The following is a 21148-nucleotide window of genomic DNA, read 5'->3' as shown; positions in this document are numbered from 1 at the left end:
TCGGGCGACCGGGACAGTCAAAAGCACGCCGAAGCCATCGGGACGATGCGCCGTGACGGTACCGCGCCGAAACGCCGGCACGCGGTCTTCCGGCGGGTGGTGATCACAGCGCTGGCGGCCGGACTGTTGGCCGGGACGATCGCACCCGCGGTGGCCGCCGCGGACAGCAGCGCGGCCGTGCCGAAGGCCGCCGCTGGGCAGGATCGCCCAAAGCTGCAGCAGGCCGTTCAGGCGTTCGTCGATGCCGGTTTCCTCGGGGTGCAGGTGCGTGTGCACGATGAACGGGGGGAGTGGGCCGGCAGCGCCGGGGTGCGCAAGCTGGGCGCGAGCGCGAAGCCGCCGCGGAACGGGCATCTCTGGGTGGGCAGCGTGACCAAGACCTTCGTCGCGACCGTGGTGTTGCAGCTGGTGGCCGAGGGTGAGATCGGGCTGGACGCCCCGATAGCCGGCTACCTGCCCGAGCTCGGGCTGGACCGGCGGATCACGGTGCGGATGCTGCTGCAGCACACCAGCGGCCTGTTCAACTACACCGGCGACCTCGACCCCGACGGGACATGGGTGCCCGGTCTCCCCGCGACAGGCAAGGAGTGGCTGGACAACCGGTTCCGCTCCTACCAGCCACAGGAGCTGGTGCGGTTCGCGATGTCCAAACCCGCGAGGTTCGCGCCGGGGACGGACTGGAGCTACTCCAACACCAATTACACGCTGGCCAGGCTGCTGATCGAGAAGGTCACCGGCCATGCGTTCGGGACAGAGCTGAAGCGGCGGATCGTCTGGCCACTCGGGTTGAAGGGCACCGTGGTGCCGGGCAACCGGACGCAACTACCCAGCCCGTACGCCCACGGCTACTTCCGCTACCAGGACGTCGGCCAGTGGAAGGTGGCCGACGTCTCCCGCCAGAACCTGTCCCTGCTGGCAGGCGCCGGTGACATGATCTCGACGACCCGGGATCTGCAGGCGTTCTTCTCCGCGCTGAACGGCGGCAAGCTCCTGCCGGCCAAGCTGCTGGCCGAGATGCGCGAACCGCACGCGAAGAGCGACCCCCTCTACGGCCGCTACGGGCTGGGGGTGTTCGTGAAGGACCTGGGTCCGGCCTGCGGCACCGTTCTCAACCACAACGGCAGCCCTCCGGCGGGCTACGCGGCGCTGATGTACAGCTCGCCCGACGGCGGCAAGACCCTGACCGCCTCGGTGACCACCGGCGACGCCCCATTCGACCTCGCCACTTATCCCAAGCTGCTGGACGGGCTCGTCAAGGCGGCGTTCTGCGGCGGGCCGGCCGCAACCTGACCAGGCCGTGCCGACGGCAGCGGCCGTCGGCACGATGCCAGTCGGCCGCGTATGTCTACTGCATTCGCCAGCGACCCTGGTTTTCTGGACCGTCGTTGCACGTCCACACCCAGATCGCCAACCCGGAGACCCGCCAAGGCGCTCGACCAGCCCAACGACAACCTCGACCGTGAGAACCCGTAGCTGTACGCCCACGCAAAAGGCCCCCCGCGATCACCGCGAGGGGCCTTTTACCTGGAGCCGCCTTCGGGATTCGAACCCGAGACCCCTTCATTACGAGTGAAGTGCTCTGGCCGACTGAGCTAAGGCGGCGTGCCGCGAACGGCTGCCAAGAGTCTACAGGAGCCCCGGGGTACTTCGCCCCCGATAATCCCGGCGCTACCCCGACGTACCCGCCTCCAGGATCGAGACGATGGAGAAGAGCGTGAAGCACACGGCCCCCAGCCCCACCAGCACCCGGGCCGGCACGAAGAAGGCCGGGTTCGTGAGCTCCGCCTCGAAGAGGAAGGCCGCGAAGAACAGGCAGGCCAGCGCCGTGGTCACCGGCATCATGGGGATGCGGTTGGCGAGCGGGAAGGTCCGGCGCCAGACCAGGGCCAGGAGCAGGGCCTTGGACAGGATGCTGTAGCAGATGAGGCCCAGCCCGATGAGGACGCAGCCGGGCGCGATGCGGTAGGGCTCGGAGGAGGAGGCGAGGACGTAGACGCCGAAGAGGATGTTGACGGTGCCCATGACGATGACGAGCCAGCTCCAGCGGAAGCGCTCGGGGTTGCGGAAGGTGTTGCGCACCTGGCGGACGATGCTGGCGACGAGGGCGATCAGGCTGGCGCAGATGGCGGCGAGGCCGAAGACGACGCGGCCCGCGGTGTAGTAGGCGCTGCCGGGCTGGGCCATGAGGATGAAGGCCCAGACGAATCCGATGAGGGCGCAGACGAGGGGGAACGCGATGAGGATTCTCCCCGTGGTCGCCGAATAGGCTTTCATGGGCGGCTCGTCCTGCCATGTCCGGGCGTCGTTGACCGAGATGAGGGAGAAGCTGGTCGAGGCGGTGGCCACGGTGCTGACGCAGACGCTGATCAGGCCGACGCCGGCGACGACGTGGCCGGCCACCAGGTTCTGGGCTTCGCCGCTCCGGGTGATGAGGACGATGCCGTAGATGATCGTGAACAGGGCGACCGCGTAGCCGCTGGCAGGCAGGACGGCGCGCCAGATCTTGTTGTAGCGGTCGATCAGCTGGCGGATGATCGTGGCCGCGGTGGTGAAGAGCGCGTAGCAGATGGCGGCCAGGGCCACGACCACGTGACCGGCCACGAAGTGGTTGGAGTCGGAGCCTCCCGCGTAGATGTAGAGCCCGTACGCGGCGCAGATGGCGCCCATGACCAGTGGTATGGCGCGGAAGACCACACTCATCGCGAAGTTCACCGATTACCCCCCGTGAGCCATGCCTACCCGGGGTGAACATCGGCGAATCTCACCCCGGAGGGCGCCGGCCGTCCGGTTCCTCTCCCGCGCCGTACATCTTGTCGTGCTGCTGCCGCGGCGAGCAGACGGACGCCGACGGGCACGCGCAGCGCCGCCCACCGTCGTCCAGCCGGACCGTGACCGTGTCGGCGGGCACGTTGTGCCCGATCACGGTTCCGTCGCCCTGCGGCGTGGTGACGCGGCTTCCCGAACGGGGCATCTTGTATCGGGTCTCGACGTACAGCGGATGCTCGTACTTCAGGCAGCACATCAGCCGCCCGCAGGCCCCGGCGATGCGCAGCGGGTTGACCGGAAGGTCCTGGTCCTTGGCCATGCGGACCGACACCGGCTCGAAGTCCTTCAGGAAGGTCGCGCAGCACAGGTCCCGCCCGCACGGCCCGATCCCGCCCTGGAGGCGGGCCTCGTCGCGGGGCCCGATCTGGCGCAGTTCCACCCGGGCCCGCAGGTTGCGGGCCAGGTCCCGTACGAGAGCGCGGAAGTCGACGCGGTGCGGGGCGGAGAAGTAGACCGTGTAGACGTTCTCGTTGTCCAGGTAGTCGATGCCGACCACCTTCATCGGCAGGCTGTGCCGTTTGATGAGTCGTTTGGCGACGCTGCGGGCCTCGGCTCTGCGGCGTTTGTTGGACTCGTCGCGCGAGAGGTGTTCCTCGCCCGCCATGCCCTCGCACACCGGCAGGCCGTCGATGTCCTCACTGGTGTACTGCGGCGCCCACACGCACTCCGCGACCTCGGGGCCTGCGTCGGTCGGGACCAGCACCTTGTCGCCCACCTTGGGGCTGTGAGCGCCGGGGTCGAGGTAGTAGAGCCTTCCGTAGCGGGTGAAGCTCACGGCCATGATCATGCCCATGGGCTCGTGCTCGCCTCCTGACAGCCTCGGGGGTTGTTGCGGCGTCCGTTGCCACATTACGTGTGCGGGAGCGGAAAGCGTGAGGGCGCGGGGCGCTATTCGCAGCTCTCGATCTCGTCGGCGGGGCTGTCGGAGCGGGCTTGCGTGCCGGCCCCGGCGAAGCACCGCTGGTCGACCACCTGGGCGACGCCCGGCAGGCGCCGGAGTTCGGCGGCGAGCTTCTTCCTGACCAAGTAGTCGATGCCGGGCCGCAGGAAGGCGCGGTAGCTCTCCGGCAGGTCGCTCTCGCGCAGGGCCGCGATCAACGACTCGTTGTGCGCGTACTGCTCGATGACGTTCGCGTACGCGGTCTGCCGGCTCTCGTAGGTGACCGACTGGACTTCCGGCAGGGCCTTGAGCACCCGCGACACCGCGGCCTTCTGTTTACGGGTCGCGGCCTTCCCGTCGCAGGGCGCCGCCGATTCCGCGGCGCACAGGAAGAGCGTCAGCTCGGGGCGCAGGTCGCGGTCCGGCTCTGCACGGATCACCACGTCGGCGACTCCGGGCACCAGCATCGCCCGCCGGGCGATGTCCCTGACGTCGGCCCCGGGCCGCGCCACCAGCCGGAACATCCGCGGCAGGTCCTCGTCGGCGTGGCGCGCGTCCGCTGAGCCCTCGTACGCGCCGCCCCCCGCCTCCGGGTGGACCTCGGCCACCCCCGGCAGGGCGCGGAACGTGGTCTCGATGTCGGCGACCCGCTCCTCCACGTCGCACCCCGGAACCACCGAAGGCAGGCACAGGAGGACGCTGACCTCGGCCGGGACGCCGGCCGGGGCGACCGCCACCGTCGAGGCGGCGCCTCCCTGGAAACGGGGCACCACGACCGCCACGAGCAGCGCCGCGACCGCGATTCCCACGGCGACCCGCCACGGGCGGGTCCGCCTGGCGGGGCTCCGCAACGGCGCGACGGTCTCCACCCGCACCGTCGCTCCGGCCTCGGCGAACGCCTGACGCAGACGGTCTTCCACAGGGCTGTTCATACGTCCTCCCCCAGAGCCCGGCCAAGGGCCGCGAGCCCTCGCGCGATCGTGGACCTGGCGCTGCTCGCGCCGATCCGCATGGTGTCGGCGATCTCCTGGTCGGTGAGATCGAAGTAGTAGCGCAACGTGAGCGCCTCACGCTGTCGGGGCGGCAGCTCCTGCAGGGCGGCCAGCACCGCGCGCCGGTCCTCGCCGATCATGGCGGCGCTCTCCGCCGACCAGACAGGCGGCTCGTACGGGACCCCGCGCCTGAACACGGTCGACCGGCGGCGCAGCACCGACCGGCAGCCGTTGAGCACGGCCGAGCGCACGTAAGCCAGCGCCCGGCCGGGGTCGCGCAGCCGCGACCGGCCGGCGTGAGTACGGGCGAAGGCCTCCTGGACGACGTCCTCGGCCGTCGCCTGATCCCCGACCATGATCAAAGCGAGGCGGACGAGTCCGACCTGATGCGCGGCGAAGATCTCCGCCACATCGACCCGCTCGCGCGTCAGCGCCTCTCCTTGGGTGACGAGTTCGGCTTCCACATGACAGAGACGCCTCACCCGCGCATCTGCTGCGCCCGGCGGGCGACGATTCAGACGCGCAGCGCCAGCATCATGGACTCGACGGCGATCTGCGGGTTGACGTTGAGGTCGAGGCGTTCGCGGCAGCGCATGACGGCGTCGATGCGGCGCAGCGTCTCCTCCGGCGTCGTGGTCTTGGCGAACTGGTCGAGGTCGAAGCGGAGATCGTCGTTGGCCAGCTCCACCGACGCCCCGAGCTGCATGGCCAGCACGTCGCGGTAGAACCACACCAGCTCCAGCAGCGCCGCGTCGAGCGAGTCGCGCTTGAGGCGAGTGGCCCGGGACTTCTGCCGGTCCTCCAGCTCCTTCAGCGCCCCGGCTCCCCCGCGTACGAGGCCGCGGTTGAGGCCCTTGCCCGTGGAGCCCTCGCCGTAGATCTTGCGCAGCTCGGCGGTCTCGGTCTCGTTGAGCGCGGCGGTGGCCGCGGCGGCCTCTTCCTCGGCGGTCTTGACCAGGCGTTCGGCGGCGGTCACGCACTCGCCGACGCCGGTCAGCGACCGCGGGATGGCCAGGACGGACTCGCGCCGGGCGCGGGCGGCCTCGTCGAGCGCCAGCGCGCGGGCGCGGGCGAGGTGGCCCTGGGCGGCGCGGGCGGCGAAACGGGCCGTCTCGGGCGGGACGCCGTCGCGCGTGGCCAGCACGCGGGCCACCTCCGCGGTGGACGGGGTGGTCAGGGTGACCAGCCTGCAGCGGGACCTGATGGTGATCATCAGGTCGTCGGCGGCGGGCGCGCAGAGCAGCCACACGGTGCGCGGCGGCGGCTCCTCGATGGCCTTGAGCAGGGCGTTGGCCGCGGACTCCGTGGCCCGGTCGGCGTCCTCGAACAGGATCACCCGCCAGCGGCCCTGCGTCGGCGCGCCCGCCGCCCGCAGGATCAGCTCGCGGGTCTGCTTGACGCCGTAGGACAGCCCGGCGGGCCGCACCTGCTCCAGGTCGGGATGGGAGCCGATCAGCACCTGGTGGCACTGGTCGCAGTGGCCGCAGCCCGCGTCGGGGCAGAGCAGCGCCGCCGCGAACGCCCGCGCCGCGTCCTCGCGGCCCGCGCCCGGCGGGCCGGTGAACAGCCAGGCGTGGGTCATGCCCGCGCCGCGCCCGCCCTCGACGACCTCGGCCGCGGCCGCCGCGGCGCGCGTCAGCACGGAGACGGACTGATCCTGCCCCACCAGGTCATCGAAGACGCCCACGCGACAAGGCTAGTCGCGGATGGCGGGCATCGTGCCCGTGATGTCTTCGGTCTCGCGCGGCACCGGGTCGGGCAGGATCTCGCGTACCCGGTCCTGGACCGTCTGGGTGATCTGCTCGGCGGGGAGGGTGCCGTCGGCGACCAGGTAGCGGTCGGGCGCGGCGGCGGCCAGCGCGCGGAACTCCTTGCGCACCCGCTCGTGGAACTCCAGCGGCTCGGACTCGATCCGGTCGGCCGCCCCGCCGAGCCTGGTCAGCCCGACCTCGGGCGGGGTGTCGATGAGCACGGTCAGGTGGGGTACGAGCCCGCCGGTCGCCCAGGCGTTGACCTTGGAGACGTCCTCGGGGTCGAGCGAGCGGCCGGCGCCCTGGTAGGCGAGCGAGGAGTCGACGTAGCGGTCGCACACCACGATGGCGCCCCGGTGGAGCGCCGGCCGGATGACCTTCTCGACGTGCTCGGCCCGGTCGGCGGCGTACAGCAGGGCCTCGGCCCGTCCCGACAGGCCGCGCTCGGCCGCGTCGAGCAGGATGGCGCGCAGCCGCATGCCGACCTTGGTAGCGCCCGGCTCGCGGGTCTGCACCACGTCGTAGCCCTGGTCGCGCAGCCAGATGGCGAGCATCCTGGCCTGGGTCGTCTTGCCCGACCCCTCGCCGCCCTCGAACGCCACGAACAGCCCCGGCACCCGCTCGGCGGGCCGGCCGTCGTGGCTCTGGCCGCGCACGGCCGCGATCAGGTCGGCCAGGATGGGCACGCCCTTCCTGTCGTCCATGTGACGCAGGCCGAGCAGCCCGACGACGACCGCCAGCACGCCGCCGAGCAGCAGCACCAGGTTGGTGCCGTTGAACTGGTAGCTCAGCGCGCCCACCTCGACGCCGCGCTCGCCGAACAGCGCCGCCAGCGGGTTGGCGACGGAGACCACCAGCAGCAGCGTCACCCGGGCCGTGGACTGCAGGAAGGAGAACGTGCGCCCGCGCAGGCCGTCCTCGACCTCCAGGCCGATGAGCGTGTAGCCGATGATCCAGGCGATGCCGGCGCACGCCCCGAGCATCACGGTCAGGATGACCACCAGCACCAGGTTGTGCACCAGCGCGATGGCGGCCAGCACGAACCCGGCCACGACCAGCGACAGCCCGAACAGCCGCCGCCGCGACAGGCCGCTGAGCAGCCGCAGCCCGAAGAACATGCCCAGCGCCATGCCGACGAAGACCGCGCCGAACACCACGCCGTAGGCGGCGTCGCCGCCGCCGAGGTCCTGGACGTAGACCTTGGCGACGCCGATGACCGCGCCGCCCGCCGCGAACGCGCCGAGCATGCCGATGATCAGCCCGCGGACCAGCCGGTTGCCGCCGACGAACCGCCACCCGTCGACGATCTGCCGCAGCACCGACGGCGTGGAGATCGCCCCGTCGCGCCGGGGGATGTCGCGCAGCGTGAAGATCAGGGCGGCCGAGACGAGGTAGGCGCCCGCGTTCACGATCAGCGGCAGCGTGGTGGGGTCGAGGCCGGACAGCAGCGGCGACACGTCGCGGCCGACGTCGGCCACCACCGAGAGCATCGCGAACACGGCCGCCGCGACCGGCGCGCTCCCGTACGTGACCAGCAGGTTGAGCCGGTTGGCCGCTTCGAGCTGCTGCTTGGGCACCAGGTTGGGGACGGTCGCGTCCTTGGCCGGAACCCAGAACAGGTTGACGCACTCCACCAGGACGGTGGCGATGATCACCCACTGGTAGCTGTTGACGATCGGGATCGACAGCACCACGGCGAAGCGGGCCACGTCGGAGAACACCATGGTCAGCCGGCGGTCGAACCGGTCGGCGAACACCCCGGCCAGCGGCCCGAGCAGCACGGCGGGCAGCATCTTGGCGACGAACACGCCGCCGATGGCGAGCGACTGGGCGCGGAAGTCGCCCTGGGTGAGGTTTCCCGCCAGCGCGGTGAGCGCGAGGAGGTTGAGCCAGTCGCCCAGGCTGCACACCGACATGGCCGCCCACAGCCTGCGGAAGGGGGCGTTAGCCAGCACGTGAGCCTGTCGGCCTCGGCCAAGGGCGGTCATGATGTCAGCGTATCCAGGAGTTCTCTGGGAGTGGGAGGACGACGACGGGTCCGGATATATCGGACCAGTCGTCGCCGAGGGTAGTACGTCCATGGCCTGGCGCGCATGACGCACCGGGCGAATGGGCCCCCTTACACCATCGCCGGAGACCCGCCGCCGTTTCACATCCGCGCTCTGGCCCGCTCGATGACCGGGGCCCAGCGCGACCGGACCCCCGCGGGCAGGTCGAGCTCCTCCCACAGGTCGGCCAGCAACAACTCGTCGACGTGCGCCAGCAACTGCTGGGAGTCTCCGTCGCGCAGCAGCGCCGCGTAGGCCTGGCGGCGCTGCTCGCGCACCGCCAGGTCGTAGACCCGCTCGCGCACCCGCACCCGGCCGAGCGCCTGGCCGACCGGCAGCCGCGGCAGCCGGTTGGGGACGCCGCCGGTGAACTCCACCTTCGGCTCCAGCGCCAGCCGGAACCCGGCGGCGTCCAGGATGCGCCCCGCGGTCTCCAGCGTGGGCGACTTGCGGGCGTGCTCGTAGGCCGACAGCGTGGTGCGCGACGTGCCGCACACCCCCGCCAGCTGCTGCTGGCGCATGCTGGCCTCGTGACGCGCCTGCTTCAGCAGCATCGCGCCGCGCGCGGCCCAGAAATTGACGTCGGGCAGCCCTCCACCGGGGGAAGACATGAGTGACCACCTCCGAAGTATCCGCCGGGATACTACACCACGTAGCCACTCCGTCGCAGGCAGTTAGCGAATCTCCAGCAACGTGATCTCGGGCGGCGCGCCCACCCGCACCGGCGGCCCCCAGAACCCCGCCCCGCGCGTCACGTACACCTGCACCCCGTCGACGGTCGCCAGCCCCGACACCACCGGCTGCTGCACCGGCACGATCAGGTTGAACGGCACCATCTGACCGCCGTGCGTGTGGCCGGACAACTGCAGGTCGACCCCGTACCGGGCGGCCTCCGCCACGTGGATGGGCTGGTGGGCCAGCAGCACCACCGACCGGCTCTCGTCACGGCCGCCGAGCGCCTTGCCGAAGTCGGGAGCGTCGCCCGCGGTCGCGCCCGTGACGTCGTTCACCCCGGCCAGATCGAGCACCGCACCCTGGTGGCGGATCTCCACCCGCTCGTTGCGCAGCGAGCGCACCCCCAGGTCGCTCAGCTCCTCGACCCACTCGCCCGGCCCGTTGGCCGTGTAGTACTCGTGGTTGCCCGTCACGAAGTACGACCCGTACCGGGACTCCAGGTCGCGCAGCGGCCTGGCCAGCGGCCCGAGGGCCTCGACCGTGCCGTCCACCATGTCGCCGACGATCGCCACCACGTCGGCCTCGAGACCGTTGATCATCCGGACGATCCGCTCCGCGTGCGCCCTGCCGGTCAGCGGACCCAGATGGATGTCGCTCACCACGGCGAACCGCAGCCCGCTCAGCCGGGAGTCGAGCCCCGGCAGGGTGACCGCGGCGCGTTCGATCACCGGGTCGCCCAGCGCCCGCGTCACCCCGTACCCGACCGTGCCGAGCGCGCCCACCCCCGCGACCAGCGCCGTGGCCCGACCCAGGAACAGCCGCCGGCCCGGGTCGGCGGGCGCGTCGCCCGGGACGGCCGGCTCCGACGACCCGCCCGCGGGCACCTTCACCGGCGCCCCGGCCGGCTTGCGCGCGCGCAGCACGGCCCCCGCCACCGCCCGCGGCACCTCCAGCGCCAGCAGGATCCAGAACAGGTAGAACATGATCGCGACCCACAGGAACCCCGGCCAGGCCAGCCACGACAGCCACGGCACCCGCTGCCCCACGAAGGTGACCACCACCAGCGCGAACAGCCCGACCGCCACCAGGCCGAGCCGTCCGCGCACCGGACCCGGCCGCGTCGTCGCGCGCGCCAGCCGGTGCCACAGGTAGTAATGGACCCCGGCCAGCACACTCAGGACCACGACGAGGAAGACCACGCCGTCATGCTATGAGCGCCCGGAGCCCGCCGCGACCGGCCCCTGAGAGCCCTCTCAGGACTTGGCGGCGGGCTTCTTCGCCTTCGCCGGCGCCTTCTTCGCCGGGGCCTTCCTCGTGGACGCCTTCTTCGGGGCCGGCGCGCGCCCGCGCCGCTCGGCCAGCAGCTCCGCCGCCCGTTCGATGGTGATCTCCTCCACCGTGTCGCCCTTGCGGAGCGAGGCGTTGGTCTCGCCATCGGTGACGTACGGGCCGAACCGGCCCTCCTTGACCACCACCGGCTTCTTCGAGTTCGGGTCCTCGCCCAGCTCGCGCAGCGGCGGCGCGGCCGCCGCCCGCCCCCTGCCCCGCTGCTTCGGCTGCGCGAACAGCTCCTTGGCCTGGTCGATCGTGACCGTGAGCAGGTCCTCCTCGGACCCGAGCGACCGCGAGTCGGAACCCTTCTTCAGGTACGGCCCGAACTTGCCGTTGTGCGCCACCACCTGCTCACCGTCGAGCTCGCCCACCACGCGCGGGATCGACAGCAGCCTGAGCGCGTCCTCCAGCGTGACCGTGTCCAGCGACATCGTCTTGAACAGGGAGCTCGTGCGCGGCTTGGGCGCGTCGGCCTTCTTCGTGCGCCGCTTCTTCTCGCCCTCGGCGGGCGGCGCCTCCTCCGGCAGCACCTCCGTCACGTACGGCCCGAACCGCCCGTCCTTGGCCACGATCATGTGACCGGTCACCGGATCGGGCCCCAGCTCACGGTCGCCGGTCGGGCGCGAGATCAGCTCCTCGGCCTTCTCCGCCGTCAGCTCGTCGGGGGTCATGTCCTCGGGGACGTTGACGCGGGTGCCGTCGCGGTCGAGGTACGGGCCGTAGCGGCCGACCCGGATGACGATGTCCGTACCCTTGATCGGGAAGGAGCTGATCTCCTTGGCGTCGATGTCGCCCAGGTCGGTGACCATCTCCTTGAGACCCTCGTCGCCGTCGGCGCCGTAGTAGAAGCGCTGCAGCTCCGGCACCCGCTCGGCCCGGTCGTTGGCGATGTCGTCGAGCACCTTCTCCATCTCGGCCGTGAAGTCGTAGTCGACCAGGTTGCCGAAATGCTGCTCCAGCAGGTTGACCACGGCGAAGGCGAGGAACGACGGCACCAGCGCCGTGCCCTTCTTGAACACGTAGCCCCGGTCGAGGATCGTGCCGATGATCGACGCGTACGTCGACGGCCGGCCGATCTCCCGATCCTCCAGCTCCTTGACCAGCGACGCCTCGGTGTAGCGGGCCGGCGGCTTGGTCGAGTGGGCGGCCACGTCCAGCCGCGAGACGGTGAGCGCGTCGCCCTCGGCCAGATTGGGCAGCCGCTTCTCCGAGTCGTCGCGGTCGGTGGCCGGGTCGTCGTGACCCTCCACGTACGCCTTCAGGAACCCGTAGAACGTGATCGTCCGGCCCGAGGCGCTGAACTCGACGTCCTCGCCCGCCGACGACCGGCCGCCCACCTTGACCTGGATCGACTCGCCGACCGCGTCCTTCATCTGGGACGACACGGTCCGCTGCCAGATCAGCTCGTACAGCCGGAACCTATCGCCGCTCAGCCCGGTCTCGCCCGGCGTGCGGAACTCCTCGCCGGACGGCCTGATCGCCTCGTGCGCCTCCTGCGCGTTCTTGACCTTGCTGCTGTAGACGCGGGGCTTGTCGGGGACGTACGAGGCCCCGTACAGCTTGATCGCCTGCGAGCGCGCGGCCTGCACCGCGGTCTCCGACAGCGTGATGCTGTCGGTCCGCATGTAGGTGATGTAGCCGTTCTCGTAGAGGTGCTGCGCCACCTGCATCGTGTACTTGGCGGAGAAGCCCAGCTTGCGGCTGGCCTCCTGCTGCAGCGTGGTCGTCCGGAACGGCGCGTACGGCTTGCGGGTGTACGGCTTGCGCTCGACGGACTTGACGGCGAACGACGCGTCGCCGAGCCTGGCGGCCAGCTCGCCGGCGGCCTGCTCAGACAGGTGCAGCACGTCGGCGTTCTTCAGCTGCCCGGTGCTGGCGAAGTCGCGGCCCTGGGCCACCCGCCTGCCGTCGACGCCGGTCAGCGTCGCGTTGAAGTCGCGCGGCCGCTCCTCCGGCTTGCCGCTGTCGAACAGCGCCTGCAGGTCCCAGTAATGGGCGGCGGTGAACGCCAGGCGCTCCCGCTCGCGCTCCACCACCAGCCTGGTCGCCACCGACTGGACGCGGCCGGCGGACAGCCTCGGCTTGACCTTCTTCCACAGGACCGGGCTGACCTCGTAGCCGTAGAGGCGGTCGAGGATGCGGCGCGTCTCCTGGGCGTCGACCAGGCGCAGGTTGAGCGAACGGGGGTTGGCGACGGCGTCGCGGATGGCCTGCTTGGTGATCTCGTGGAACACCATCCGGTGCACCGGCACCTTCGGCTTGAGCACCTCGCGCAGGTGCCAGGCGATCGCCTCGCCCTCACGGTCCTCGTCAGTGGCCAGGTAGAGTTCGTCGGCGTCCTTCAGCAGCTGCTTCAGCTTGCTGACCTGGGACTTCTTGTCGGGGTTGACCACGTACAACGGCTCGAAGTCGTGCTCGACGTTCACCCCGAGGCGCGCCCACGCCTCCCCCTTGAACTTCTCGGGGATGTCGTCGGCCTTCTCCGGCAGATCACGGATGTGGCCGATGCTCGACTCGACGATGTAACCGGCGCCGAGGTACTCCTTGATCGTCCTCGCCTTGGCGGGCGACTCGACGATCACCAGGCGTCTTCCGCCGGCGCTGCCGTTGTTGGCTGGCACGCTGCTTCCTACCTCGCTGTTAGCTTGCAATCCCCCTGCCGGACGTCCGGCATAGATCTGAAAGGTAACCCCTCGCTCGGAAATTTCCTTCCCCCGGGCTACCCACCGGCTTCCGGGTCCATCCACGAGCACGCAGAATAGGGCCCATCGAGCGGCATGGCGCCCTGACTCATCCTGGAGACTAATCGTTGTGCTCGACTACTCCTACATGGATATCTTCATCCCACGCGACCTCTCCCGAGAAGCCGCACGTCAGCTGCTGACCGAGCACGCGGAGTACGGCCAGTGGGAGCTCGCCCGGGTGCGCAAGCACGCCGACGGCAGCAGGCACGTACGCCTCCGCCGCAAAATCGTACGGGTGCGCAGCACACTCGCGCGCCCTGGCTGAAGAACGGACAAGGCTTTGCCCGCCCCGGGCCGCGCCCCCGGAACGGGCAAAGCGTTCATCGCACGCTGCCTTCCCGGAGGCAATCCGGGGGCAGCGGCCGTATGCGACTCCTCCGCGTTCGCCCACGCGGCGGCCCGCCTACCCGCCCCGGCAGGCGCGCCGCCTCGTCTTCCGCAGACTGCTTGACGGCGGGACGGAACCGGCGGGCGCCCGCAGACTGCTTGACAGCGGGACGGGAAACGGCGGACGGCCGCAGACTGCTTGACAGCGGGACGGGAAACGGCGGACGGCCGTGGGCTACTTGGCGGCGGGACGGAACCGGCGGACGGCCGCGAACACCGTCGCCGTCACCGCGAACAGCCCGCCCAGGGCCAGCGCCAGCAGCGAGGCCGCGGACATCCCGGTGACGCCCGCGGGCTGGGCGGCGCTCATCAGCCCCAGGCCGCCGACGGGCAGGCTGCCGGCGACCGACCTGACCGCGCCGCCGACCGGAGTGGCGGCGACCAGGTCGGTGGCCGGGTTCGCGACGCCCGCGGTGGTCTTCTTGGCGGGCTTGACGGGCTTGGCGGGCTGGGCCGGGGCCGATGGCAAGCCGGGCAGCCCCGGAACCTGCGGCAGGCCGAGCAGTCCGGCGACGCCGGCGACGTCGCCGACGATCGGGAGCCCGCCACCGCTCATCTGCCGCGCCGAGCTGCCGAGACCCTGCACCCCGCTCGCCCCGGGCAGGCCGGGGACGGCGCCCACCGCTTTGCCGGACAGGTGCTTGCCGTGACGGTAACCCGGCTTGGACTTGCCCACGTGGGCGCCGCCGAGGCACCCGGCGGCGGCGTCGCCGAGAACGGCCACCGCGTTGCCGCAGACGTTCACCGGAGCCGTGATCGGCGCGACCACCTGGTTGCCGCCCAGCACCGAGTTGCGGCCCGAGGTGCGGTTGCCCCCCGCGCCCTTGCCGCCGTTCTTCACCGAGGCGCCGCCCTTGCACCCGGCGAACGCGTCGCCGAGAACGGCCACCGCGTTGCCACAGACGTTCACCGGAGCCGTGATCGGCGCGACGACCTGGTTGCCGCCCAGCACCGAGTTGCGGCCCGAGGTGCGGTTGCCGCCCGCGCCGGAGCCGCCGCCCTTGGTGTGGACGCTCGCGCCGCCCTGGCACCCGGCGGTGGCGTTGCCGACCGAGTTGCCGCACGCCGTGATCGGCAGGTTGATCGGGGCGACCACCTGGTTGCCGCTCCCGACCCCGAACCGGCCGTCGGTGTCGTTGCCGGTGGAGCCGCGGTGGTAGCCGCGGCGCTGGCGGCCGCCTTCGTTGGTGACGGACGCGCCGCCCTTGCACCCGGCGAACGCGTCACCGAGCGCGGCCACCGCGTTGCCGCAGATGTTGACCGGAGCGGTGATCGGCGCGACCACCTGGTTGCCGCCCAGCACGGAGCTGCGGCCCGAGGTGCGGTTGCCACCGGCGCCGGAGCCGGAGCCCGAGTTGCGCACCGACGCGCCGCCCCGGCAGCCGGCGGTCGCCTCCCCGAAGATCGCCACCGCGTTGCCGCAGGCGTTGACCGGGGCGTTGATCGGCGCGACCACCTGGTTGCCGCCGAGGATGCTGCGGTCGCCGGAGGTGCGGTTGCCGCCCGCGCCGGAGCCGCCGCCCCTGTTCTGGACGCTCGCGCCGCCCTTGCACCCGGCGTCGGAGTTGCCGAACAGCGAGACCGCGTTGCCACAGGCGTTGACCGGAGCGTTGATCGGCGCGACCACCTGGTTGCCGCCGAGGATGCTGCGGTCGCCGGAGGTCCGGTTCGAGCCGCCGCCGCTCCGCCCGTTGTTGACGACGGACGCGCCGCCCGCCGAGGAGGCGGTCGAGTCGCCGGCCACGCCGACGGCGTTGCCGCTGATGTCGATCGGCAGCGAGATCGGCAGATTGACCTGGTTGCCGCCGCCGATGGAGTCGTCGCCGTCGGTGTCGGCCGAAGCCGCGCCGCCGCCGAACGACATGACCGCCACGGCGAGCAGAGCCGCGGGAGTGGAAACCTTCGCCCACGTACGCATGAGAATGCTCCTACTGATTACTTGGGGGGAACTACCTGACAGCCCGCGGCCGACCGGAGCCGTGCGAGAGCACAGCGGAGACCCCGGGGGAGCGCGAACCTGTTGCAGAAGTGATCGACGTGCAGCACTGATCGACGTACCGTTGACCGACCCGCCGCTGATCGCCGCGTCGTTGGCCGCGTGTTCAAGTGATCGACGTGCTGCAGCGATCGACGTGCTGATGTGATCGACGTGTCACCCGCTGACGGAGGGGGACTCAGCCACGCTCCGCCGCCGACCGGGAAAGGCCGGTCTCATGGCGGGGATTAGTCAGGTGAGAAAGAAGGGTCGTCCGCCGCTGCGCGGACGACAGGGGACTGCACGTACGCGGGAGCGACGCGCCTCACGTCGAGGCGCGGGTCGAACCCGTACCGCGCGATGTCCCCCATGCTCGGCCCGAAGGGGCCGTTGCCACCGCCGGTGGGCACCAGACCGTCGGTGTCGAGAATCTGGCCGGCGGGGGACGGTGACGGCAGCCCGTGATCCGACTCGCTCGTGAGTCCATCCACCGTCAGCCCCGCCATGGCCTCGGCGTCGCTGGACGCCACGACCGCCAAGGGCGCGCCGACTCCTGCCGCCGCGGTGGGATCCGCAGCCGCCGGAGCGGCGGTGAGCATCTGGAAGACCACGGCGAGCAGCCAGCCGGCGGCCACGAGACCGCCGACTGTCGCCGCACGCACCAGGACCCGACGGGCGCCGGCCGCGAACCGCGCCATCCGGTCAGCCCGGCGGGCACCGGTGGGCACGCTCCGCACAGCGAGGGATCGCTCCCTCTGCCGCTGCGCGGACCTGCGTGCCATGTGACCTCCCGAAAGACGGCCGGCGCAAGGCCGGCCGCATGACAACCCCTCAACGGTCCGTAACCATAGCAGCACTCAAAGTTGTCGCAAGCGGTTTTCACCGGAGATCCAGCAACTGGTCAAGTCCGCCCACCCAAACCCTCTCGAATCGCCCGCGCACCTCATGAGATGGTCTGCTCCCGGCGACCTGCACACCACGCCAGGCGTCTCTCCGGATACCTGGTATGACGCACCCCGAAAGGTTTGCTAACCTTACGGAGCCGACGCGAGATGACGGTCTCACGTGCAGGCACCACGTCCGGGTGGCGGAATAGGCAGACGCGCTAGCTTGAGGTGCTAGTGCCCTTTGCGGGGCATGGGGGTTCAAGTCCCCCCTCGGACACACACCGCACGCACATGTGGGGGTTCCGGATTGATCCGGGCCTCCACATATTGCTTTTCTGGGTAGTACGTGAGCTTCAGGCCGAGCTGGGTGTAGAGGTCGGCCTTGTCGTCCGGGTCCGCCTCACCGACCAGCCGTACCACGTCCCCAACCTCCTCGATCATCGACCTGATCTCGGCGACGCTGATGCGCTGCGCGGCCGGTGCCGCCTTGAGCTCTCCCTCCAGACGGGCGCGTTCGCTCTTGGTCTCGTTGATCCATCCGACGATCTCGATGGGGTCCCCTCCGGCGTCGAGGGCGGAGCGATACTGGATGAGCTTCCGATCACACTTCGACAGCCGTTTCCGCAGGTCGATCAGGACCGCCTCATTGGGATCGACCACCTGCTCGGCCATGGCCGCGATCGTGTGCTCCAACCTGTCCGGTCCGAACTCGGTCCCCAGCCAGCCATCGACCTCATCCAAGATCTCCAACTCCCGCAGATAGACGACCTTGGGATGGTCGAGCTCGTTGACGATGGCGTACTGGGCGGGGAAGCGGCACCGGTAATACGCCTGATGGTTATTCCAGTTGCCCTGCATCCGGCGCTCGCAGTACCCGCAGAACAGTACGCCTCGGAAGGCGTACGGACGCCGGGTGGGGTGCGGACGCTGGCTGAACTGGCCCCTGGCACGTGTGGCGAGGATCTCCTGGACCCGCTGATACTCCTCGACGCTCACGATCGCGTCATGAACGGGATGCTCCGACCAGATCCACTGGTCCTTGGTGTTCCACCGCTGCTTGGTCGTCGTGCCCAGCGCGACGTTCTCCACGTCCAGGAGGATCTCGTCCTTACGCTGCTTGTTCCACACCTGATGACCGGTGTAGCGCGGGTTGGTGAGAATGACCCGGACGGCGTACTTCGACCATGCCCGCTGGTCCCGGTGCTTGTTGCGTTCGGGGTCGCTGGCCGACGGCGACAAGATGCCCTGGAGCGTCAGGTCCTCGGCGATGTCCAGATAGCCTCGCCCTTTGAGGAACTCGCTGTAGATCCCACCGCACCACGCGTGAGGTGACCGGGTCGGCCACCAGCCGCCGCAGCCTGCGCCCATCAGCCGCCTTACTGGGGTTTGGGTGCGGGCCAGCGTCTTGGAGGCTGTACCCGTATGGGGGACGCCCGCCAAGAAACCGTCCCTCTGTCGCGGTGATCGCCGCCATCGCGGCACGTACCCGGATCTTGATCCGGTTCCGCTCACCCTTCGACAGCCCGCCGAACACGCCCATGATCATGTCGTGGGCCTCGTTCGCCGGATCGATCGGCCCGCCGACCTCGGGCACCCACAGCGGCACGCCGAAGTGCTCGAACAATGGGAACGTCAGGCTGTACTGGTTGCCGTAGAACGCCCGCTGCGGCTCCCCGATCACTACCGCATCGAAGCCCCGCCGTGGGTCCTTCAGCTCCTCGATCAGCGCTGCCGCGTGTGGCCGGAGTTGCCAGGGGATCGAGCGGGACTTGTCGACGTCGAAGAACTCCGCGACGACCTCCCCGCCCCGCGACTCGATCAGCGCCCGTGCGCGGTGCAACTGCCAGGCCCGTGAGGCTTCCGGGTCCTGGTTGTCCTCGGTCGACACCCGGCCGTAGAAGCCGAACCTGATCGTCATCTCTGTTGCTCCTTCGCGGTCTGTGGCTGCTTGGCGCGGGCGACGGCCTTGAGCAGGATCCGCAGCAGCACGCCGGCCGCGCCGGGGGTGAGCCTCAGCTCCTTGTCCGGCACGACCAGCCGCAGCTCGGTTCCTGCGCCGCTCATGACTCGCTCCTGCTTGGAACGGGTCCCCGCGTTCGCCGCCGACGGGGCCGGACCCGACGGGCCCGTCCGTCCCGGGCGGTCCTCCATGAGCGCTCGCCTCGGTGACCGATGTCAATCATGGTCTGGACACGGTCTCCTGCTTGTCTAGCCGCACACGGTCGTGCACAGCCTGTGGAAATCGAGGAGTAACCCTGCCCTCGCGTCGTGCTGGCAGAGGATGCGGCCATCAAGCCTCATCGCCTCGTTTGCGCAGAATGAGCAGGTCCTCGTGGGCCGCGGCGCACACCGCCAGTCCTTTCTCCTGGCTCCGCCAGGCTTCCAGCATCTGGAAGAACGACGCCCGGTTCACCAGCCCGCCATCGCGTAGCCCGCACAGCAGCGCCACCAGACGGTGGGTGAGCACCAGACCGGCCTCCTCGGCCGTCGCCACGACCTGACCGGGAAGGTCGACGAGCTGCCCATCGACCCGGATCGGCCGAACCGTGATCGCGACCACACCACCCGGCCGCAGCAGTTCGTCACATCCTTCGAGAATCCGCCCGAAGCCCTCCATCAGCTCCGGCAGCCGCCGGTGGGCAAGATTGCCCTTGTCAGTGGAGTAACGGTGGTTCCACTTCTCGACCGGGCCACCGCCGTCCCGACTACCAGAGCGGACATGCCCATGCGTGTGCGCTCCGTACGGCGGAGAAGTCAGCACCAGCGCGGCCTCACCCCGCAAGCCGGCGAACACCGCCGCGATGTTCGTCGCGTCCCCGCACGTCACCCGGGCACTCCCCGTCGCCCCCTGAGAGCGGGCGTGCTGGATGTTGGCCGCAGTGAGACCGGCGAAGTCCTCCTCGTACTCCATCCCGACGGCATCCCGCCCCAAGTGCACCGCCTCCACCAAGGTGGTCCCGATCCCGCACATCGGATCCACCACCAGCTCACCCGGCTCGGTGAACGCGGAGATCACCTGGGCCGCGATGGACGGGAGCATCTTGCCTGGGTGCCGCATCGACTCCGGCACGTACCGGCCGCGCCGCTGCACCCGCGACTGCAGCTGACCCGTTACCAGCACCGACGAGAGAGCGTTTTCGTTCACCGAGCGCCTCCGGCGGCGCGGGTGAACAGGCACACGTCCGCGTGCACCGACACGACCGGCGGCAGCTCCGCGGACTGAGCACGGCGAAGCTGCGCCAGTTCCGCCGGTCCAGGTTGGACTACGAGTGCATCGCCTTCGATGGGGACTCGTAGGGCGATGACGTGCTGGAGGTAGGTGAGTCCGGCCTGTGCAGCTCGTTGGATGACCCCCAGTGCCTGATCCACCAGCTTGCCCTGCTCGTACCGGGCCGTCGTGATCACCGCCAGGTGACCGTCCGGCGCGAGAACATGCCGCGCATCCTCCAGAAAACGGCCCAGTTGTGTTACCCCGAGCGTCGGCTGCTCCGCCCGGCACGCGGGACAGGAGCGTCCCGTCGTCGAACCGGTCGGCTGTCCGAACTCCGGGTACGGAGGAAGAGCCGCGATCAGCAGATCGACCCGGCCTTCAAGGCCGAGCAGCGCTTCTCGGAGCTCGTCCGGCCCGTGCGGACGCAACCGCACCGCAGCCCGCTGACCCGCCGCGAGATCCTGCCGCAGTCGGCCGACGAGATGCTGCGCGACCGGCAGGCGCGGAACACACCCGATGCCCAGCCGCTCCATCTCCGCCGCCGCAACGAGAACCGTCTCGCTCGTGGTGAAGACGTCCGCGACGACCCCGCCCGGACGGGTACAGGCGCCGATCAGATGTCGCGCCAACTCCCGCCCGACGGCCTGGCGATGCCGCTCGCATACCGCCTCGGCAACACGCGGACGGTCCTTGGCCTCGGGCTCTCCGGGCGCGCTGTCGGAACACAGCCACACCGAGAGCGGCACCAACCGCCTCTCGGCCGTCCGCGACCTCTTCGACCGCGGTCCGTCGTTCTTGCTCATCTACGGTGACCCGTGACGGCCACCCGTTCCCATGCACTGAAACACCGGCTGCCCAGCGCCAATTGGAACTGGAGGCGCTTCTTCAGGCTCCTCTCCAGGGCGCGGTCCCACCGTCCTTCTAAGCGGCCCCTGCTTGTCCTGGAGCCGTCTACGCGACACCCGGCTCGGCCACGTCGATCACAATCCACCCGGTCAGGACCTTGCCGGCCACCCGTAACCAGGGGATTGACAGCCCAGCGTGGCCCGAGCGCGGGCAGCCACCGTACTCGATTCCCTGCGCCGTCATGCATGCGGGCCGCATTGTTGTCGAAGCTACTAAGGAATCTTTCGCGGGACGAGCAATGACCATGAAGGCAAGTTGCGGCGTGTCACAGCGCATGGCAGGGTCACGAGGAGACGGGGCCGCCCAGCGTGCAAAGCAGGGAGCCTTGCGGCAGCGGCCATCCCTACGCTGACATCGCGGCCATCGTGAGGCTCGATCGGAGCGGACTTATGCTCTTTGATCCGGGAGACGGGCCTAGTCAAAGTTGGGAGATGGGAGGGGCAGAGCTGAGTAAGGGGTATGCAGCAACTCTGGTTCCAGCCGTATGCCGCTCTCCAGTTCGGTCACAGCAAGGCATGCTGCGACGAAGTTCAC

Annotated in this window: 18 protein-coding genes, 2 tRNA genes and 1 pseudogene; 3 read left to right on the top strand and 18 right to left on the bottom strand. The window is 70.2% G+C overall.

Annotation, left to right across the window (positions count from 1 at the left end; all coding sequences use genetic code 11):
* The coding region (locus OUY22_RS26710; protein ID WP_270157923.1) for a hypothetical protein at positions 1-276 on the bottom strand (276 nt) is incomplete at its 3' end.
* On the opposite strand from OUY22_RS26710, the gene OUY22_RS26705 reads away from it, so the two are divergent.
* The gene (locus OUY22_RS26705) at positions 271-1290 is read left to right on the top strand and encodes a serine hydrolase domain-containing protein (protein WP_270157922.1); all 1020 of its coding nucleotides are present in this window, start codon (positions 271-273) and stop codon (positions 1288-1290) included. The genes OUY22_RS26710 and OUY22_RS26705 overlap by 6 nt on opposite strands.
* Before the next feature lie 235 nt (positions 1291-1525).
* Here the strand turns inward: OUY22_RS26705 and OUY22_RS26700 are convergent.
* The 10 genes from OUY22_RS26700 to topA form a co-directional block, all read right to left on the bottom strand.
* Positions 1526-1602 (bottom strand) — tRNA-Thr (locus tag OUY22_RS26700).
* Positions 1603-1668: 66 nt separating this feature from the next.
* Positions 1669-2712, bottom strand: coding sequence for a DUF2776 family protein (locus OUY22_RS26695; protein ID WP_270157921.1), 1044 nt, complete (start codon positions 2710-2712; stop codon positions 1669-1671).
* A gap of 49 nt (positions 2713-2761) precedes the next feature.
* A complete protein-coding gene (locus OUY22_RS26690; protein ID WP_408638205.1) occupies positions 2762-3619 on the bottom strand; it encodes a PSP1 domain-containing protein in 858 nt (285 codons plus the stop codon).
* A gap of 95 nt (positions 3620-3714) precedes the next feature.
* Positions 3715-4626 carry a permease-like cell division protein FtsX gene (locus OUY22_RS26685; RefSeq protein WP_270157920.1) on the bottom strand — a complete coding sequence of 304 codons (912 nt, stop codon included), beginning with the start codon at positions 4624-4626 and terminating at the stop codon, positions 3715-3717.
* 8 nt (positions 4627-4634) lie between these two features.
* Positions 4635-5162 carry a SigE family RNA polymerase sigma factor gene (locus OUY22_RS26680; protein WP_270157919.1) on the bottom strand — a complete coding sequence of 176 codons (528 nt, stop codon included), beginning with the start codon at positions 5160-5162 and terminating at the stop codon, positions 4635-4637.
* A 50-nt stretch (positions 5163-5212) separates the two neighbouring features.
* The gene (locus tag OUY22_RS26675) at positions 5213-6385 is read right to left on the bottom strand and encodes a DNA polymerase III subunit delta' (protein WP_270157918.1); all 1173 of its coding nucleotides are present in this window, start codon (positions 6383-6385) and stop codon (positions 5213-5215) included.
* Positions 6386-6394: 9 nt separating this feature from the next.
* Entirely contained in the window at positions 6395-8437 is a 2043-nt protein-coding gene (gene tmk / locus OUY22_RS26670; RefSeq protein ID WP_270157917.1) for a dTMP kinase, read from the bottom strand.
* Between the two features lie 161 nt (positions 8438-8598).
* Positions 8599-9108, bottom strand: coding sequence for a helix-turn-helix transcriptional regulator (locus OUY22_RS26665; protein WP_270157916.1), 510 nt, complete (start codon positions 9106-9108; stop codon positions 8599-8601).
* 63 nt (positions 9109-9171) lie between these two features.
* Positions 9172-10371 (bottom strand): metallophosphoesterase, encoded by a 1200-nt coding sequence (locus tag OUY22_RS26660; protein WP_270157915.1) that lies wholly within the window; start codon positions 10369-10371, stop codon positions 9172-9174.
* A 54-nt stretch (positions 10372-10425) separates the two neighbouring features.
* Positions 10426-13125, bottom strand: a complete 2700-nt coding sequence (topA, locus tag OUY22_RS26655; protein ID WP_270157914.1) for a type I DNA topoisomerase — start codon at positions 13123-13125, stop codon at positions 10426-10428.
* Between the two features lie 190 nt (positions 13126-13315).
* Here topA and OUY22_RS26650 point away from each other — a divergent pair, with 190 nt between their 5' ends.
* Positions 13316-13513 (top strand): DUF5703 family protein, encoded by a 198-nt coding sequence (locus OUY22_RS26650; protein ID WP_270157913.1) that lies wholly within the window; start codon positions 13316-13318, stop codon positions 13511-13513.
* 297 nt (positions 13514-13810) lie between these two features.
* Here the strand turns inward: OUY22_RS26650 and OUY22_RS26645 are convergent, their stop codons facing one another.
* Complete coding sequence (locus OUY22_RS26645) at positions 13811-15553, bottom strand: chaplin family protein (RefSeq protein ID WP_270157912.1); 1743 nt, start codon at positions 15551-15553, stop codon at positions 13811-13813.
* Between the two features lie 305 nt (positions 15554-15858).
* Complete coding sequence (locus OUY22_RS26640) at positions 15859-16392, bottom strand: hypothetical protein (RefSeq protein WP_270157911.1); 534 nt, start codon at positions 16390-16392, stop codon at positions 15859-15861.
* 296 nt (positions 16393-16688) lie between these two features.
* Between OUY22_RS26640 and OUY22_RS26635 the strand changes: the two genes are divergently transcribed.
* Positions 16689-16774, top strand: a tRNA-Leu gene (locus OUY22_RS26635).
* Here the strand turns inward: OUY22_RS26635 and OUY22_RS26630 are convergent.
* From OUY22_RS26630 to OUY22_RS26610, 5 genes and pseudogenes are all read right to left on the bottom strand, one after another.
* The gene (locus OUY22_RS26630; RefSeq protein WP_270157910.1) at positions 16756-17865 is read right to left on the bottom strand and encodes a recombinase family protein; all 1110 of its coding nucleotides are present in this window, start codon (positions 17863-17865) and stop codon (positions 16756-16758) included. The genes OUY22_RS26635 and OUY22_RS26630 overlap by 19 nt on opposite strands.
* Positions 17866-17965: 100 nt before the next feature.
* A pseudogene (locus OUY22_RS26625) lies at positions 17966-18415 on the bottom strand (recombinase family protein); the annotation flags it as partial.
* Positions 18412-18561 carry a hypothetical protein gene (locus OUY22_RS26620; RefSeq protein WP_270157909.1) on the bottom strand — a complete coding sequence of 50 codons (150 nt, stop codon included), beginning with the start codon at positions 18559-18561 and terminating at the stop codon, positions 18412-18414. The gene OUY22_RS26620 and the pseudogene OUY22_RS26625, both read right to left, overlap by 4 nt.
* 226 nt (positions 18562-18787) lie before the next feature.
* Positions 18788-19567, bottom strand: a complete 780-nt coding sequence (locus OUY22_RS26615; RefSeq protein ID WP_270157924.1) for a TRM11 family SAM-dependent methyltransferase — start codon at positions 19565-19567, stop codon at positions 18788-18790.
* Positions 19568-19638: 71 nt separating this feature from the next.
* Entirely contained in the window at positions 19639-20511 is an 873-nt protein-coding gene (locus OUY22_RS26610; protein ID WP_270157908.1) for a DNA methyltransferase, read from the bottom strand.
* Between the last annotated feature and the right edge of the window lie 637 nt (positions 20512-21148).

It is taken from the genome of Nonomuraea corallina, assembly GCF_027620315.1.
Lineage (GTDB): Bacteria > Actinomycetota > Actinomycetes > Streptosporangiales > Streptosporangiaceae > Nonomuraea > Nonomuraea corallina.
Note: the sequence above shows the minus strand (reverse complement) of the source record. Positions and strands in the feature narration are given on the sequence as shown.

What these genes read in the sequence shown, in the direction of transcription:
- OUY22_RS26630 (WP_270157910.1), bottom strand. Translation starts at nt 17,865, where the DNA reads ATGGGCGCAGGCTGCGGCGGCTGGTGGCCGACCCGGTCACCTCACGCG.
- tmk (WP_270157917.1), bottom strand. Translation starts at nt 8,437, where the DNA reads ATGACCGCCCTTGGCCGAGGCCGACAGGCTCACGTGCTGGCTAACGCC.
- OUY22_RS26640 (WP_270157911.1), bottom strand. Translation starts at nt 16,392, where the DNA reads ATGGCACGCAGGTCCGCGCAGCGGCAGAGGGAGCGATCCCTCGCTGTG.
- OUY22_RS26610 (WP_270157908.1), bottom strand. Translation starts at nt 20,511, where the DNA reads ATGAGCAAGAACGACGGACCGCGGTCGAAGAGGTCGCGGACGGCCGAG.
- OUY22_RS26665 (WP_270157916.1), bottom strand. Translation starts at nt 9,108, where the DNA reads ATGTCTTCCCCCGGTGGAGGGCTGCCCGACGTCAATTTCTGGGCCGCG.
- OUY22_RS26690 (WP_408638205.1), bottom strand. Translation starts at nt 3,619, where the DNA reads ATGGGCATGATCATGGCCGTGAGCTTCACCCGCTACGGAAGGCTCTAC.
- OUY22_RS26645 (WP_270157912.1), bottom strand. Translation starts at nt 15,553, where the DNA reads ATGCGTACGTGGGCGAAGGTTTCCACTCCCGCGGCTCTGCTCGCCGTG.
- OUY22_RS26620 (WP_270157909.1), bottom strand. Translation starts at nt 18,561, where the DNA reads ATGAGCGGCGCAGGAACCGAGCTGCGGCTGGTCGTGCCGGACAAGGAG.